The organism is Kitasatospora phosalacinea (assembly GCF_000716545.1).
In the GTDB taxonomy this organism is placed as follows: Bacteria; Actinomycetota; Actinomycetes; order Streptomycetales; family Streptomycetaceae; genus Kitasatospora; species Kitasatospora phosalacinea.
This window is the reverse complement of record NZ_JNWZ01000102.1, coordinates 1-15,251: the sequence shown is the minus strand read 5'-3', so window position 1 is coordinate 15,251 and position 15,251 is coordinate 1. Positions and strand designations below refer to the sequence as shown.

The following is a 15,251-nucleotide window of genomic DNA, read 5'->3' as shown; positions in this document are numbered from 1 at the left end:
TGGTCGGAGAGCGGGGCGGTGGGGGACGGATCGGCTGGCGGGTGGCTCTCGGTCTCGGTGGCGGAGGGGTCTGCTGCGGTAGACATGGCGTAATCATAGAATCATGGGATGACTTACCGCACCCCGGTATCCTGATGAGGTAGACCACAGAAGGAGCACCCGCCTTGGCGCTGTCGACCACTCGCCGCACCCCGCTCTCCGACCAGGTGATCGCCCAGCTCCGGGCCCAGATCACCTCCGGCGAGTGGCCGGTGGGATCACGCATCCCCACCGAAGCGGAGCTCGTCGACCAGCTCGGCGTCGCCCGCAACACCGTCCGCGAGGCCGTCCGCGCCCTCGCCCACAACGGGCTGCTCGACATCCGCCAGGGCTCGGGCACCTACGTCCTGGCCACCAGCGAGCTCGCGGGCGTCATGCACCGCCGCTTCGCCGACGCCGACCAGGACCAGGTGGCCGAGCTGCGCTCCGCCCTGGAGACCTCCGCGGCCGGCTTCGCGGCCCTCCGCCGCACCCCGCGCGACCTCGAACTCCTCGACGCCGCGCTCGCCCGCCGGGACGCCGCCTGGCACTCCGGCGTCCCCGAGGACTTCATCCAGGCCGACGCCGCGTTCCACCAGGCGGTGGTCGCCGCCGCCCACAACGACGTCCTCGCCGCCGTCTACGCCGACCTCGGCGAAGTCCTGCGCGCCCACCTGCGCCACGACGTCGGCCCCGACCTGCTCCCCCACCGCTGGGTCCCGCACGCCGCGATCCTCGACGCGATCCGGGCCGGCGACCCGGAGAAGGCCGCCGACGAGGCGGGCCGGGCCATCGGCTTCTGCAAGAAGAACCCCTAGGGTCCGCGTCCAGGGCCGGGGAACGGCGGGAGGCGGAAAACGCGGGCGCGGCCGCCCCCCGGAGGGGACGGCCGCGCCCGGGGCGGAGTGCTCACGCACCGATCGCGTGCAGCCCGCCGTCGACGTGGACGATCTCGCCGGTGGTCTTCGGGAACCAGTCGCTGAGCAGCGCGACGACGCCGCGGCCGGCCGGCTCCGGGTCGGAGAGGTCCCACTTGAGCGGGGAGCGGGTGTCCCAGGTCGCGGCGAGGTCCGGGAAGCCGGGGATGGACTTCGCGGCCATCGAGCCGATCGGGCCGGCCGAGACCAGGTTGCAGCGGATGTCGCGCGAGCCCAGGTAGCGGGCCAGGTACCGGTTGGTGGACTCCAGGGCGGCCTTCGCCGGGCCCATCCAGTCGTACTGCGGCCAGGCGAACTGCGCGTCGAAGGTCAGGCCGACCACCGAGCCGCCGTCCTGCATGAGCGGGAGCAGCGCCGTGGTGAGCGACTTGAAGGAGTACGCGGACACGTGCATCGCGGTGGCGACGGACTCCCACGGGGTGTCGAGGAAGTTGCCGCCGAGGGCGTCCTGCGGCGCGAAGCCGATGGAGTGGACGATGCCGTCGAGGGTGGGCAGGTGCTCGCGGACCCGGTCGGCGATGCCGGCCAGCTGCTCGGCGTTGGAGACGTCGAGCTCCAGGACCTTGACGGGCTTGGGGAGCTTCTTGGCGATGCGCTCGGTGAGGCTGGGCCGGGGGAAGGCGGTGAGGATGATCTCGGCGCCCTGCTCCTGGGCGAGCTTCGCGGTGTGGAAGGCGATGGAGGACTCCATCAGCACGCCGGTGATCAGGATGCGCTTGCCTTCGAGAATTCCAGTCATGGTCAGTGACCCATGCCCAATCCGCCGTCGACGGGAATGACGGCTCCGGTGATGTACGCGGCCTCGTCGGAGGCCAGGAACCGCACGGCCGAGGCGATCTCGGCGGGGGCGGCGTAGCGGCCCAGCGGGACGCCGGAGACGATCTCCTTGCGGCGCTCCTCGCTGAGCACGGCGGTCATGTCGGTGTCGACGAAGCCCGGCGCGACCACGTTGACGGTGATGCTGCGCGAGCCGAGTTCACGGGCGAGGGAGCGGGCGAAGCCGACCAGGCCCGCCTTGGACGCGGCGTAGTTGACCTGCCCGGCGGAGCCGCTGAGGCCGACGACGGAGGAGATCAGCACGACCCGGCCCTTGCGGGCGCGCAGCATCTTCGCGGCGGCGCGCTTGACGACCCGGAAGGTGCCGGTGAGGTTGGTGTCCAGGACGGAGGTGAACTCCTCCTCGGACATGCGCAGCAGCAGGGTGTCCTTGGTGATGCCCGCGTTGGCGACCAGGACCTCGACCGGGCCGTGGGCGGCCTCGATCTCGGTGAAGGCGGCGTCGACCTGCGCGGCGTCGGTGATGTCGGCCCGGACGGCGAGGACGTCGTACTTGGCGAGTTCCGCGGGGACCTCGCCGTTTCGGCTGGTGATCGCGACCTTGTCGCCCGCCTCGGCGAAGCTCTGGGCGATCGCCAGGCCGATGCCCCGGTTCCCTCCGGTGACCAGTACCGAGCGGCTCAAAGGTCCACCTCATTCTCTCGACGTGCGTCCGATGTGGGTGCGCGGCTGCGCGGGCAGCCACCAGCGACGCTATCGGTAGGGTGCGAGCTCGGGCGAAGCGGCCTCCGACAGGGGCGTCCGGCGAGAACTGTCGTATCTCCACAACGTGGGCATCGACGGGTGGGGGAACGCCGGGCCGGTGGCGGGCGTTGCCCCGAGGGTGTTCCGGAGAGTCCGGGGCGCCGGTGCGATGCGAGCCGATCGGAGCGGACGCGAGATGAGTGGTGCAGACCCTGACCGGACGGGGCGCCGCAGGCTGGCGGTGCTGGCGGCGCTGGCCCTGGCGGGTGCGGCGGCGTGGGCGCTGCGCGAGGTGCCGGCCCAGTTCGGGCGCCGGCCGGACGCGTCGGACCTGCGGCTGCGGGCGTCCCCGCAGTACCGCGACGGGGTGTTCCACAACGCGCCGTCCGAGGTGTCGGCCGGGGCGCCGGGCCGGCCGGACGGGGCGACGCTGCGCCGGATGCTGTTCGAGAAGGAGGGCCGGGTGCCGACCGGCCCGGTGCCGCTGGCGGTGCCGGAGGTGTCGGGCGGGGCGTCCGAGGGCGTCGCGGTGACGTGGTTCGGGCACGCCTCGGCGCTGCTGGAGCTGGACGGCTGCCGGGTGCTGGTGGACCCGGTCTGGTCGGAGCGCTGCTCGCCCTCGCAGCTGACCGGCCCCAGGCGGCTGCACCCGGTGCCGGTGGACCTGGCGGAGCTGCCGCAGGTGGACGCGGTGCTGGTCTCGCACGACCACTACGACCACCTGGACATGGCGACGGTGCGCCGCCTGGTCGAGTTGCAGTCGGCGCCGTTCGCGGTGCCGCTGGGCATCGGCGGCCACCTGCGCCGCTGGGGCGTGCCGGAGCACCGGATCATCGAGCTGGACTGGGACGAGACCTGCACGCTCGGCGAGTTGACGCTGACGCTGACCGCCGCGCACCACTTCTCCGGCCGCAGCCTGGCCCGGAACACCACGCTGTGGGGCTCCTGGGTGGTGGCGGGCCCGGAGCGGAAGGTGTTCTTCACCGGCGACTCCGGCTACTTCGAGGGCTTCGCCCGGATCGGCGAGCGGCACGGCCCGTTCGACGCGTCGCTGATGGCGATCGGCGCGTACGACGCGGCCTGGGCGGACATCCACCTGAACCCGGAGGAGGCGGTGCGGGCGCACCTGGAGCTGCGCGGCGGGCTGCTGCTGCCGATCCACTGGTGCACCTTCAACCTGGCGCCGCACCCGTGGGCGGAGCCGGTGGAGCGGCTGCTGGCGGAGGCGAAGGCGCAGGGCGTGCCGCTGGCGGTGCCGCGCCCGGGGCAGCGGGTGGAGGTGGCCAACCCGCCGGAGCTGGACGGCTGGTGGGAGGCGCTGTCCTGACCTGGGGCTGACGGGCCGTCAGGGCGGCGCGGTGGATATTGGCTGGCCGTACGCCCTGCGGGCGGGGATGATGCGAGCGGGTGTGCCCTCGGCCGGGGGCGGCCCGTCGCGTCCGACCCTCGACCCAGGGAGCCCGATGCCCCCCTCCGCGCTGGATCCTCAGTTCCTCTCCTACCCGTTGCGCCCGCTGGCGGACGCGGCCCTGTCCAGGGCCCGGCAGCTGGGGGTGTCGCACGCCGACTTCCGCCTGGAGCGGGTCCGTTCGGCGTCCTGGCGGCTGCGGGACGCCCGGCCGGCCGGCTCCTCGGACACGGTGCAGCTGGGCTTCGCCGTCCGGGTCCTGCTGGACGGCGCCTGGGGTTTCGCGGCCGGGGTCGACCTGACGCCGGAGGCGGCGGCCGCGGTCGCCGAGCAGGCGGTGGCGGTGGCCCGGCTGTCGGGCGGGATCAGCCGGGCGGCGGGCTCGGGCGAGCGGGTGGAGCTGGCCCCCGAGCCGGTGTACCCGGACGCCGAGTGGGTCTCCGCGTACGAGGTGAACCCGTTCGACGTGCCGGACGCGGAGAAGACCGGCCTGCTGGCCGAGTGGTCGTCCCGGCTGCTGGCCGCCGACGGCGTGTCGCACGTGACGGCGGCGGTGCTGACGGTGCAGGAGAACAAGTTCTACGCGGACACCGCGGGCACGGTCACCACCCAGCAGCGGGTGCGGCTGCACCCGTGGCTGGAGGCCACCAGCGTGGACGAGCGCACCGGCGCGTTCGACTCGATGCGCACCATCGCGCCGCCGGCCGGGCGGGGGTGGGAGTATCTCGTGGGGTCCCGGGGGTCGTCCCCCGAAGACCGCAGCCCGCGCGGCACGGGGTGGGACTGGGACGCCGAACTGGCCGAGCTGCCCGAGCTGCTGGCGCAGAAGATGCGGGCGCCGAGCGTCGCCGCGGGCCGCTACGACCTGGTGATCGACCCGTCCAACCTGTGGCTGACCATCCACGAGTCGATCGGCCACGCCACCGAACTGGACCGCGCGCTGGGCTACGAGGCCGCCTACGCGGGCACCTCGTTCGCCACCTTCGACCGGCTGGGCAGCCTGAAGTACGGCTCCGAGCTGATGCACGTCACGGGCGACCGGACGGCCGAGCACGGCCTGGCCACCATCGGCTACGACGACGAAGGCGTGGCCACCCAGTCCTGGGACCTGATCCGCGACGGCGTCCTGGTCGGGTACCAACTCGACCGCCCGATGGCCCGGTTGAAGGGCTTCGGCCGCTCCAACGGCTGCGCCTACGCCGACTCCCCGGCGCACGTGCCGGTGCAGCGGATGGCCAACGTCTCGCTCCAGCCGGCCGCCGGCGGGCCGGACACCTCCGGCCTGGTCTCCCAGGTGGAGAACGGGCTGTACATCGTCGGCGACCGCTCCTGGTCGATCGACATGCAGCGCTACAACTTCCAGTTCACCGGCCAGCGCGCCTACGCCATCCGCAACGGCGAACTCGCGGGCCAGGTCAAGGACTTCGCCTACCAGGCCACCACCACCGACTTCTGGGGCTCGATGAGTGCCGTCGGCGGCCCGCAGACGTACGTGCTCGGCGGGGCCTTCAACTGCGGCAAGGCCCAGCCCGGCCAGGTCGCCGCGGTCAGCCACGGCTGCCCGTCCGCGCTGTTCCGCCAGGTCAACGTCCTCAACACCCAGCAGGAGGCGGGTCACTGATGTCCCACACGCACCCCCACGAGCTGGTGGAACGCGCCCTCGAACTCTCCCGCGCCGACGGCTGCGTGGTGATCGCCGACGAGGAGTCCAGCGCCAACCTGCGCTGGGCCGGCAACGGCCTGACCACCAACGGCGTCACCCGCGGCCGCCGGCTCACCGTGGTCTCCACCGTGCGCGGCGCCACCGGCACCGCCTCCGGCGTGGTCGCCCAGGAGGCCGTCACGCTCGACGAGGTCGAGCGGCTGGTGCGCGCCGCCGAGGGCGCCGCCCGGGCCGCCGAGCCCGCCGAGGACGCCCAGCCGCTGATCGGGGGCCGGGCGGCCGACCCGCGCTTCACCGAGGCCCCGGAGACCACCGACATCGGCGTGTTCGCCTCCTTCGCGCCCGCCCTCGGCGAAGCCTTCGCCCGGGCCCGCGCGGGCGGCGAGCTGCTGTACGGCTTCGCCCGGCACGAGCGCACCACCTCCTACCTGGGCAGCTCCACCGGCCTGCGGCTGCGCCACGACCAGCCCACCGGCACCGTCGAGCTGAACGCCAAGACCGCCGACCTGTCCGGCTCCGCCTGGGCCGGCGCCGCGACGCGGGACTTCACCGACATCGACGTCACCGCCCTGCACACCGACCTGACCCGCCGCCTCGGCTGGGGCCGCAAGCGGATCGACCTGCCCGCCGGGCGCTACGAGGCGCTGCTGCCGCCCTCGGCCGTCGCCGACCTGATGGTCTACCTGTCCTGGTCGTCCGGCGCGCGGGACGCGGTGGAGGGCCGCTCGGTGTTCTCGAGGACGGGGGGCGGCACCCGGATCGGCGAGCGGCTCAGCCCGCTGCCGCTGACCCTGCGCTCGGACCCGGCGGAGCCCGGCCTGCAGGCCGCGCCGTTCGTCCTCGCGCACTCCTCCGGCGAGAACGACTCGGTGTTCGACAACGGCTCCCCGCTGGCCGCCACCGACTGGCTGCGCGAGGGCCGGCTGACCAACCTGCTGACCACCCGGCACTCCGCGGGCCTGGCCGGCCTCCCGCTCACCCCGCCGATCGACAACCTGGTGCTGGAGACCTCCGCCCCCGGCGCGCCGACGCTGGACGAGATGGTCGCCCGCACCGAGCGCGGCCTGCTGCTCACCTGCCTGTGGTACATCCGCGAGGTCGACCCGGCCACGCTGCTGCTCACCGGCCTCACCCGGGACGGCGTCTACCTGGTCGAGGACGGCGAGGTGGTCGGCGCCGTCAACAACTTCCGCTTCAACGAGTCCCCGGTCGACCTGCTCGGCCGGATCACCGAGGTGGGCCGCACCGAACGCTGCCTGCCCCGCGAGTGGGGCGACTGGTTCACCCGGGCGGCGATGCCGCCGGTCCGGGTGTCCGACTTCAACATGAGCTCGGTCAGCCAGGCCTCCTGAGCCCGGCCGACCCGAACCCCCGGGGGACCCCGATGGACGAGAAACGCACCGTGAAGGCGTCGAAGATGCTCTCCCGCATCCTGCGGCACGACCCGGGCGCCGTCGGGGTCACCCTGGACGCGGCGGGCTGGGTGGGCGTCGACGCCCTGCTCGCCGCGCTGGCCCGGCACGACCGCCCGCTGACCCGCGCCGAGCTGGACCACGTCGTCGCCACCAACAACAAGCGCCGCTTCGCCTACTCGGAGGACGGCCGCTCGATCCGGGCCAGCCAGGGCCACACCGTCGAGGTCGACCTCGGCCTGCCCGCCACCGCCCCGCCCGACGTGCTCTTCCACGGCACCGCCGAGCCGGCGCTGCGGCACATCCTGGCCGAGGGCCTGCGCCCGATGAACCGGCGGGACGTCCACCTCTCCGCCGACACCGGGACGGCCGTCAGGGTCGGCTCCCGGCACGGCCGGCCGGTCGTCCTGGAGGTCGACGCGGCGGGGATGGCCCGGGACGGGTACGAGTTCCGGGTGTCCGCGAACGGCGTCTGGCTCACCGACGCCGTCCCCGTCCGGTACCTGCGCCGCACGCCCTGAGCCCCCGCCGCGCGTCGACCGGACCCGGGTGGGCCCGATCGGCGTCAGCGGGGTTACGGTGGTCGGCGGTAGGGGCCGAACCGACCAGAGGATTGGATGGGACGACATGCCCAAGAACGCGGACGACGGCCAGGTCTTCCGGATCACCGGGGCGCGCAGCAGCCTGACCGAGGACGTCCGGGGGCGGCAGCGCCGCTACGTGATCTCGATGCTGATCCGCACCGCGTGCGTCCTGCTCGCCGTGATCCTCTGGGACGTCCAGCGCTGGCTCGCCTTCGTCGCGCTGGCCGGCGGCATCCTGCTGCCCTACTTCGCGGTGCTGATCGCCAACGCGGGCCGCGAGCGCGCCCCGGGCCTGCCGTCGACGTTCACCTTCGCCCCGGACACCCCGCTGATGCTGGGCCCCGGCGGTACGGGCGGGGGCGGCGCGAGCGGCGAGAACCGGCCACAGGGTTGAGGATCCCTCAATCCTCGCGCCCGACATGTCCGTTGATGTGACGGTATGACCGTCCGAAAGCTCAGACGATCCTCAAATTAATCACCGGACTGCCCCACCTACCGCCCCCCGGGCGTGCCATACTTCCTTAGCGCTCCGCATCCCCCGTCGGAGCGACAGACCGACGCCGGGCAGCTCCCCCCGTGGCTGCCCGGCGTCGTCATGCCCGGGCATAGGATCGGTCCCATGGACACCGCGCACCCCCTCTTCGGCACCCCCACCGGCCACCCCGGCCCCGACGGACCCCCGAAGTGCTCCGCCAAGGGCTGCCGCGACCTCGCCGCCTGGTCCCTGCTGTGGAACAACCCCAAGCTCCACACCCCCGACCGCCGCAAGACCTGGCTCGCCTGCGACACCCACCGCGACTCGCTCAGCCAGTTCCTCGCGGTCCGCGGCTTCCTCAAGGAGACCGAGCCCTTCGACCGGGGCGAGCCCTCCCCCGAGTGACCCGACCGGCGACCCGACGGGTCGCCCGGCCGCCGCGCACCGCACCCCGTCCCGCCCCCGCCCCGCCCCTCCCGTTCCGCCCGCCCCCGTGGCGGGCGGTCGCTTTTCGGCCGCCGCCACGCCACCGACACGTCATGGGCATGGCGAAATACGCAGGTCACGGCGCGGTTTCTTGCCGCACGATCCATTGACACAGGCTCGAAACCGCTGCTGGAATGGCGGCGCCCGATGTGGGAGCGCTCCCACATCGCTGGCTCCGCTTCCCTTTTCGGCCCGGCCCCACCGCCGGATGCCCTCGTTCGGGAGATCCGCCATGCACGTCTTGCCTGCTCGCAGCGCCGCAGCCGTTCCCGTGCGGGCGGGGGTGGCCCGGTGAGCGAGATCGCGGAGACCGTGGCGCGGCTGTGGACGGAGGCGGTGGGGGCGGCGCCCGCCGGGCCGGAGGTGGACTTCTTCGAGGCGGGCGGGACGTCGCTCGCCCTGGTGCGGTTCCTGGCGGGGGTACAGGAGGTCTACGGGGTGGAGCTGCCGCTGGACCGCCTGTTCACCGGGGGGTTCACCCCCGCCGGGGCCGCCTCGGCCGTCGAGCAGTCCCTGCTGGGATCCGCCGATGCCGCCGAACTCGAAGCGCTGCAGGCCGAATTGGACGGCCTGAGCGACGAGGAGATCCGCGCCCTGCTGGCCGAGGGGTCGTAGCGCCCCGATGGCCCTGTTCCTGATGGTGACTCATGGCAGCGACGGCGACGTACTGCCGTTCGTCGGTCTCGGCGCGGCGCTGGCCCAGGCCGGACACCGGGCGGTGCTGCTGACCCACGGGCCGTACCGGGCGGTCGCGGAGGGGGCCGGCCTGGGCTTCGCGGCGATCGACGGCGAGGCCGAGTTCGAGAGCGTGCTCGCGGACACCCCGGGGCTGCTGGGGAGCGCGCCGCACCTGGCGGGCTGGGCCGGGTTCTACCGCCGCAACGCCCTGTTCGAGCAGATCGCGGCCGAGTGCCGCACGCTCGCCGAACTGCACGTCCCCGGCGGGACGGTGCTGGTCGGGCGGCACACCTCCGCCGTCTCGGTGCGGTTCGCCGCCGAACTGCTGCGCGCCCCCGTCGCCTGGGTGGCCCTCGCGCCGACCCAGCTGCTCGCGGTGCCGGTCGCCGCGTACCTGTACGGTGCCGAGCTGGCCGCCGGGATGCAGGAGGTCCGGGCCGGCCTCGGCCTGCCCGAAGTGCCGGACTGGCGCGCCTGGTTCGCCGGCGCGGACGCCGAACTCGGCCTGTGGCCGGGTTGGTTCGACGCCGCCGGACCGCGCGCCCCGGCCCGGGTCGCGCTCACCGGCTTCCCGCTCGCCGACGCCTCCGCCCGCGCGCTGGGGGCCCGGCCCTCCGGACCGTCCGACCCGCCCGGCGACCCATCAGCCGACCCGTCCGGCGACCCGTTCGACGGCCTGTTCCCGGCCGGTGCCCGTCCCGTGCTGGCCACCGGCGGGACGGGGCGGATGCTGGCCGCCGACTACTACCCGGCGCTGCTGGCCGCCGCCGGGCGGACGGGCCTGCCGACCCTGCTGGTGGTCCGGCACCGCGACCTGCTGCCGGACGTGCTGCCGGACAACGTCCGCTGGTCGCCGGGGCTGGACTTCGCCCGGGCGGTGCCGCACGCGGCGGCGGTGGTGCACCACGGCGGCATCGGCACGCTGGCCCGGGCGCTCGCGGCCGGCACCCCGCAGGTGCTGATGGCGGACGGGGTGGACCGCCCGGACAACGCGGCCCGGCTGTCCCGCCTCGGCCTGGCCCGCGCGGTGCCGGCGGACCGCTGGCGGACGCCGGAGCTCGCCGCGGCGATCGGCGCGGCGGCCGCCGACCACGACCTGCCGCTGCGCGCGGCGGCCGTCACCGGCCCGCAGCGCCCGCAGGAGGCCCTGGACGCGGCGGCCGCCCGGCTGGCGGGGCTGCTCACCGGGCCGCCCCGCCCCCGCGCGCACGACCTGTCCCCCGCCGAACGGGCCCGGCTGCGCGAACGCCTGCGCGAACGGCGCGCCGCGGGGGCGCCCGTCCCGGGGGAGGTCCGATGAGGATCCTGCTGGCCCAGAACCTGATCCACCTGCCGTCGCACGGCGGGGCCAACCGCTCCAACCGGCTGCTGCTGGAGCGGCTGGCCGCGCGCGGGCACACCTGCGAGGTGGTCGGCCCGCTGACCGGCGCGCTGGCCACCGTCGAGCCCGAGCAGGCCGTCCGGGCGCTGGTCGAGCGCGGCGCGGCGGTCCGCTCCGACGACGGGGGCACCGTCGTCTACACCCACCGCGGCGTCACGGTGCACGCGGTGCGCTCGCCGTCCCTGCTGCCCCGCACCGTCCGGGCGGTGGCCGACCGCCTGCGCCCGGACCGGACCCTCGTCCCGGGCGACGACCCGGGCCACCTGATGCTCGGCGCGGCGCTCGCCGCGACCCCGGACCGGGTGGTGTACCTGGTCCACACGATCCAGCAACTGCCGTTCGGTCCGGGGGCGTTCCACCCGAGCGAGGCCGGGACGCGGCTGGTGCGGCGGGCGGCCCGGCTGGTCGCGGTCAGCGACGCGGCCGCGGCGTACCTGCGCGAGCACGCCGGGCTGGCGGCGGAGGTGGTGCGTCCGCAGGTGTACGGGACGGGGCCGTTCCCCGTCCTCGGGCGGCCCGGGCAGGGGGCGGTGACGATGGTCAACCCCTGTGGCTACAAGGGCATTTCGGTGCTGCTCGGACTGGCCGACGCCCGGCCCGGGGTGCCGTTCCTGGCCGTTCCGACCTGGGGCGCGGACGCCGCCGACCGGGCCGAGCTGGCCCGCCGGCCGAACGTCACGGTGATCCCGCCGGTGGACGACATCGACGAAGTCCTCGCCCGGACGGGGGTGTTGCTGATGCCCTCGCTGTGGGACGAGACCTTCGGCTACACCTGCGTGGAGGCGATGCTGCGGGGCGTCCCGGTGCTGGCCTCGGCGGTCGGGGGGCTACTGGAGGCCAAGTTGGGCGTACCGGGGTCGCTGCCCGTCCGCCCGGTCACCGAGTACCACCGCGATCCGGGCGCGGCGCGCCCCGAACCGGTCGTCCCGGCACAGGAGTTGGGCCCGTGGCTGGCGGCGCTCGACGCGTTGCTCGGCGATCCGGCGCACTACGCGCGGCAGTCCGCCGCGTCCCGCTCCGCCGCGCTGGCGTTCGTCGCCGGGCTCGACCCGGACGCCTTCGAACGCTGCCTGGCCGAGCCGCTGCCGCCCGCCGAACCGCTGCCGCCCCCCGCCGGGCCGTCCGCCGGGGTGTCTGCCGGGGCCGCGGCACCGTTCGACCGCGCCGCCGCGCTGCGCCTGCTGGCCGTCCGCCGGAAGAACGCCACCACCGCCGCCACCACCACCGAGGAGCGACCGCCGTGCTGAACCCCCCGCCCGGCCCGGAGCCGGACGACGCGGACCTGGCCTCGCTGCTGCTGATCCGGCACGTCGAACTGGCGCTGCTGCGGCTGTTCGGCGAGGGCCTGGTGAGCGGCACCACGCACACCTGCCTGGGCCAGGAGTACGTGCCGGTGGCGCTGGCGCCGCTGCTGGACGCGGCGGACATGGTGTTCAGCAACCACCGCGGCCACGGCCACTACCTGGCGCTGACCGGCGACGCGGAGGGGCTCCTGGCCGAGGTGCTGGGCCGGCAGGGCGCGGTGTGCGGCGGCGCGGGCGGCAGCCAGCACCTGTACACGGGCGGGTTCCTGTCCACCGGCGTGCAGGGCGAGAGCCTGCCGGTCGCGGTCGGCGCGGCACTGCGCCGGGCCCGGGACGGGGCGGGCGCGCTGGCGCTGGCGTTCGTCGGGGACGGCACCTGGGGCGAGGGCGCGGTGTACGAGGCGCTGAACCTGGCGGCGCTGTGGCGGGCCCCGCTGGTCGTGGTGGTGGAGCACAACGGAATCGCCCAGTCCACGCCGACCGAACGGCAGTTGGCGGGCGACATCGGGGCCCGGGCGGCGGCGTTCGGCATCGCCCACCACCGTTCGTCGACGTCCGAAGTGGGGGCGCTGCGTGCCGAGTTGGCACCGCTGCTGGAGCAGGTGCGGTCCGGCGCGGGCCCGTTGGTGGTGGAGCTGGACGTGCCCCGGCTGGGCCCGCACAGCAAGGGCGACGACACCCGGGGCGCCGAGGAGTTGGCGGCGCTCGGCGCGCGCGACTGGTACCGGGTCCGGGCGGGCGCGTCCGAGCAGCGGTTCGCGGCCTGGGACGCCAAGCAGTCGGCGCTGGTGGACGCCCTGGTGGCGGAGCTGGTCTCCCGCCCGCCGTCGGACGGCCGGGCCCGCGCCGCGTCCACCGCGCCGCACCTGACGCCGGTGGCGCCGCCGGCCGCTCCCGCCGTGCCGGAGCGGGTCGCCGAGAACCTCAACCGGGCGCTGCACGAACTGATGGCCGCCGACCCGTCCGTGCACCTGCTCGGCGAGGACGTGTCGGACCCGTACGGCGGGGCGTTCAAGGTGACCCGGGGCCTGTCCACCCGGTTCGGCGGGCGGGTGCGGTCGACGCCGTTGAGCGAGGGCGCGATCACCGGGGTGGGCGCGGGCCTGGCGCTGGCCGGGGAGCGCGCGGTGGTCGAGATGATGTTCGGCGACTTCGTCACGCTGGCCTTCGACCAGTTGGTGAACTTCGCCGCCAAGTCGGTCTCCATGTACGGCCGCCGGGTGCCGGTGCCGCTGCTGGTGCGCTGCCCGGTCGGCGGGCGGCGCGGGTACGGGGCGACGCACAGCCAGAGCCCGCAGAAGCACCTGATGGGCGTCCCCGACCTGGACCTGTACGAGCTGAGCCCGTTCCACGACGCGGTGCCGCTGGTGCGGCACGCGCTGTCCACCGGCAACCCGTCGGTGCTGTTCGAGGACAAGGTGCTGTACACCGAGCGGCGGTTCACCGGTGACACGGTCGACGAGGTGCTGCGCTGGCGGCTGGACGGCGGCTCGGCACTGGGCACGGCCGTGGTCGGCCCGGCGGGCGTGGAGCGGCCGGACGCGGTGGTGATCGCCCCGGGCGGCCTGGCCCGGCGGGCGGTCTCCGCACTGCGCTCGCTGCTGCTGGAGGACGAGCTGTGCGTGCGCCTGCTGGTCCCGGCCCGGCTGTACCCGCTGGACGCGGACCGGCTGGCCGAGCTGTGCGGGCGGGCCCCGGCGGTGGTCGTGGTCGAGGACGGCACCCCCGGCGCGGGCTGGGGGACGGAGGTCGCGCAGGCGCTGCACACCCGGCTCTGGTCGGTGCTGCGGGCGCCGGTGCGGGTGCTGACGGCGGCGGACCGGCCGGTGCCGGCGGCGCCGCACCTGGAGGACGAGGTGTTCGTCCGGGACGAGGACATCCGGCGGGCGGTCCGCGCGCTGGCGGAGCGGGTGTCGGCGGAGCGGGTGTCGGCGGAGTGCGGGACGCCGGAGTGCGGAGAGGAGCGGTGACGGTGACGGTGACCGAGTACCGGATGCCGAAGGTCAACACCAACGACGCGGCCTACACCCTGCTGGGGTGGCTGGTCGAGGACGGCGGGAAGGTCGCCGAGGGCGAACCGCTGCTGGAGGTGGAGACCTCGAAGGCGGTCGAGGAGCTGGCCGCGCCGGCCGACGGGCTGCTGGAGCTGCTCGTCCCGGCGGGCCGCGAGTGCGCCCCGGGCGAGCTGCTGGCCCGGCTGCACCCCGACCCGGCCTCCCTGGACGCGGCCCGGCGCAGCCCGGCGGCCGCCGCCGACGCCCCCGCCCCGGCGGCCGGCGGCCCGGTGCTGACCGCCCCGGCCCGGGCCCGGCTGGCCGAACTCGGCATCCCCGAGTCGGCGGCGCTGGCGCTGGACGTGCCGGTGGTGCGGCGCGCGGAGGTCGACCTGCTGGCGGCGCGGCTCGCGGCGGCGGAGCAGGCGGCGGAGCCGGTGGTGGAGCCGGTGGCGGAGCCGGTGGTGGAGCCGGTGGCGGAGCCGGTGGTGGGTCAGGCCCGGCCCGAGGCGCCCGCGCCGCAGGACCCGCCGGGGACGGTGCTCACCCCGCTGACCCGCAACCAGCGCGCCGTCGCGGCGACCGTCACCGCCTCGCACCGCGAGGTGCCGACGGCGTTCACCGCCGTGGACGTGGACGTCACCGACGCGCTCGCCGCCGGCCGTGAACTCGCGGCGGCGGCCGGCTCCCTGGTGGGCCTGGCCGAGCTGACGGCGGCCGCGCTGGCCGCCCGGCGGGCCGCCGACCCGGCCTGCTTCGCGGCGCTGACGGCCGACGGGACGGGCACCCGGCTGGTGCCCGGCGCGCACATCGGGGTGACCTTCGACCTGGGCGCGGGCCTGTTCGTACCGGTGCTGCACGACGCCGACCGGTCCTCGCTGGGCGAGCTGTCCCGGACGATGATGGGCCACCGGATGACCGCGCTGCGCGGCACCTTCCGTGACCGCGACCTCCAGGGCGCGAACATCACGCTGACCCTGCACACCGACCCGGGCGTCGCCCTGGCGCTGCCGGTGGTCTTCCCCGGCCAGGCCTGCGCGCTGTCGCTGGCGGCCCCGCGCACCGTCGTGCTGCCCGACCCGGACGGCACCGGCTTCCGGGCCCGCAGCCTGGTGCACCTGGGCGCGGCGTTCGACCACCGGCTGCTGAACGGCCGCCAGGTGGTGTCCCTCCTGACGGGCATGAAGGCCCTGCTGGAGGCCCCGCACCGACTCGCCGGAGACAGCCTGTGAACCCGCCCGGCACCACCGCCCCCGGTCCCACCGCCCCGCCGGAAGCCTCCGCGAGCAGCCCGGCGGCTCCCCGGACGCCCGCGCCCGGCACCTCCGCCCCCGAGCACCGTCCGGCTCCGCCGGAGGCCCCCGCCGACGGCACGACCCCCTCCTCCCC

14 protein-coding genes are annotated in these 15,251 nt (G+C 75.3%); 12 read left to right on the top strand and 2 right to left on the bottom strand.

The window, feature by feature from the left end; translation table 11 throughout:
- Positions 1-164 precede the first annotated feature (164 nt).
- Positions 165-836: a FadR/GntR family transcriptional regulator gene (locus OO48_RS32525; RefSeq protein ID WP_033222915.1), complete on the top strand. Its 672-nt coding sequence runs from the start codon at positions 165-167 to the stop codon at positions 834-836.
- 91 nt (positions 837-927) lie between these two features.
- Here OO48_RS32525 and fabI read toward each other — a convergent pair whose 3' ends face one another.
- Together fabI and fabG are read right to left on the bottom strand one after the other, a co-directional pair.
- The gene (gene fabI, locus OO48_RS32520) at positions 928-1,695 is read right to left on the bottom strand and encodes an enoyl-ACP reductase FabI (protein WP_033222913.1); all 768 of its coding nucleotides are present in this window, start codon (positions 1,693-1,695) and stop codon (positions 928-930) included.
- Between the two features lie 2 nt (positions 1,696-1,697).
- Positions 1,698-2,417, bottom strand: coding sequence for a 3-oxoacyl-[acyl-carrier-protein] reductase (gene fabG / locus OO48_RS32515; protein ID WP_033222911.1), 720 nt, complete (start codon positions 2,415-2,417; stop codon positions 1,698-1,700).
- Positions 2,418-2,673: 256 nt separating this feature from the next.
- Here fabG and OO48_RS32510 point away from each other — a divergent pair, with 256 nt between their 5' ends.
- The 11 genes from OO48_RS32510 to OO48_RS32460 all read left to right on the top strand — a co-directional run bounded on the left by OO48_RS32510 (position 2,674) and on the right by OO48_RS32460 (position 15,094).
- Positions 2,674-3,804, top strand: a complete 1,131-nt coding sequence (locus OO48_RS32510) for an MBL fold metallo-hydrolase (protein WP_081952555.1) — start codon at positions 2,674-2,676, stop codon at positions 3,802-3,804.
- 136 nt (positions 3,805-3,940) lie between these two features.
- On the top strand, positions 3,941-5,506 hold the full coding sequence (locus OO48_RS32505) for a TldD/PmbA family protein (RefSeq protein ID WP_033222908.1): 1,566 nt from the start codon (positions 3,941-3,943) through the stop codon (positions 5,504-5,506).
- Positions 5,506-6,900 carry a metallopeptidase TldD-related protein gene (locus OO48_RS32500; protein WP_033222906.1) on the top strand — a complete coding sequence of 465 codons (1,395 nt, stop codon included), beginning with the start codon at positions 5,506-5,508 and terminating at the stop codon, positions 6,898-6,900. The genes OO48_RS32505 and OO48_RS32500 overlap by 1 nt, the downstream gene beginning before the upstream one ends.
- 32 nt (positions 6,901-6,932) lie before the next feature.
- Positions 6,933-7,481, top strand: coding sequence for an RNA 2'-phosphotransferase (locus tag OO48_RS32495; RefSeq protein WP_033222905.1), 549 nt, complete (start codon positions 6,933-6,935; stop codon positions 7,479-7,481).
- Between the two features lie 106 nt (positions 7,482-7,587).
- Positions 7,588-7,938, top strand: coding sequence for a DUF3099 domain-containing protein (locus OO48_RS32490; protein WP_033222903.1), 351 nt, complete (start codon positions 7,588-7,590; stop codon positions 7,936-7,938).
- Between the two features lie 225 nt (positions 7,939-8,163).
- Positions 8,164-8,424 carry a hypothetical protein gene (locus OO48_RS32485; RefSeq protein ID WP_033222901.1) on the top strand — a complete coding sequence of 87 codons (261 nt, stop codon included), beginning with the start codon at positions 8,164-8,166 and terminating at the stop codon, positions 8,422-8,424.
- Positions 8,425-8,796: 372 nt separating this feature from the next.
- A complete protein-coding gene (locus OO48_RS32480; RefSeq protein ID WP_033222899.1) occupies positions 8,797-9,120 on the top strand; it encodes a phosphopantetheine-binding protein in 324 nt (107 codons plus the stop codon).
- Positions 9,121-9,127: 7 nt separating this feature from the next.
- Positions 9,128-10,483, top strand: a complete 1,356-nt coding sequence (locus OO48_RS32475; RefSeq protein WP_033222897.1) for a glycosyltransferase — start codon at positions 9,128-9,130, stop codon at positions 10,481-10,483.
- Positions 10,480-11,811 (top strand): glycosyltransferase family 4 protein, encoded by a 1,332-nt coding sequence (locus OO48_RS32470; RefSeq protein ID WP_033222895.1) that lies wholly within the window; start codon positions 10,480-10,482, stop codon positions 11,809-11,811. The genes OO48_RS32475 and OO48_RS32470 overlap by 4 nt, the downstream gene beginning before the upstream one ends.
- The gene (locus OO48_RS40410; RefSeq protein ID WP_081952553.1) at positions 11,805-13,838 is read left to right on the top strand and encodes a dehydrogenase E1 component subunit alpha/beta; all 2,034 of its coding nucleotides are present in this window, start codon (positions 11,805-11,807) and stop codon (positions 13,836-13,838) included. Before OO48_RS32470 ends, OO48_RS40410 begins: the two co-directional genes overlap by 7 nt.
- A 2-nt stretch (positions 13,839-13,840) precedes the next feature.
- Positions 13,841-15,094 carry a 2-oxo acid dehydrogenase subunit E2 gene (locus tag OO48_RS32460; RefSeq protein ID WP_051733306.1) on the top strand — a complete coding sequence of 418 codons (1,254 nt, stop codon included), beginning with the start codon at positions 13,841-13,843 and terminating at the stop codon, positions 15,092-15,094.
- The last annotated feature ends 157 nt before the right edge of the window (positions 15,095-15,251 follow it).

What these genes read in the sequence shown, in the direction of transcription:
- OO48_RS32485 (WP_033222901.1), top strand. Translation starts at nt 8,164, where the DNA reads ATGGACACCGCGCACCCCCTCTTCGGCACCCCCACCGGCCACCCCGGC.
- OO48_RS32490 (WP_033222903.1), top strand. Translation starts at nt 7,588, where the DNA reads ATGCCCAAGAACGCGGACGACGGCCAGGTCTTCCGGATCACCGGGGCG.
- OO48_RS32470 (WP_033222895.1), top strand. Translation starts at nt 10,480, where the DNA reads ATGAGGATCCTGCTGGCCCAGAACCTGATCCACCTGCCGTCGCACGGC.
- OO48_RS32510 (WP_081952555.1), top strand. Translation starts at nt 2,674, where the DNA reads ATGAGTGGTGCAGACCCTGACCGGACGGGGCGCCGCAGGCTGGCGGTG.
- OO48_RS32495 (WP_033222905.1), top strand. Translation starts at nt 6,933, where the DNA reads ATGGACGAGAAACGCACCGTGAAGGCGTCGAAGATGCTCTCCCGCATC.
- fabI (WP_033222913.1), bottom strand. Translation starts at nt 1,695, where the DNA reads ATGACTGGAATTCTCGAAGGCAAGCGCATCCTGATCACCGGCGTGCTG.
- OO48_RS32505 (WP_033222908.1), top strand. Translation starts at nt 3,941, where the DNA reads ATGCCCCCCTCCGCGCTGGATCCTCAGTTCCTCTCCTACCCGTTGCGC.
- OO48_RS32500 (WP_033222906.1), top strand. Translation starts at nt 5,506, where the DNA reads ATGTCCCACACGCACCCCCACGAGCTGGTGGAACGCGCCCTCGAACTC.
- OO48_RS32475 (WP_033222897.1), top strand. Translation starts at nt 9,128, where the DNA reads ATGGCCCTGTTCCTGATGGTGACTCATGGCAGCGACGGCGACGTACTG.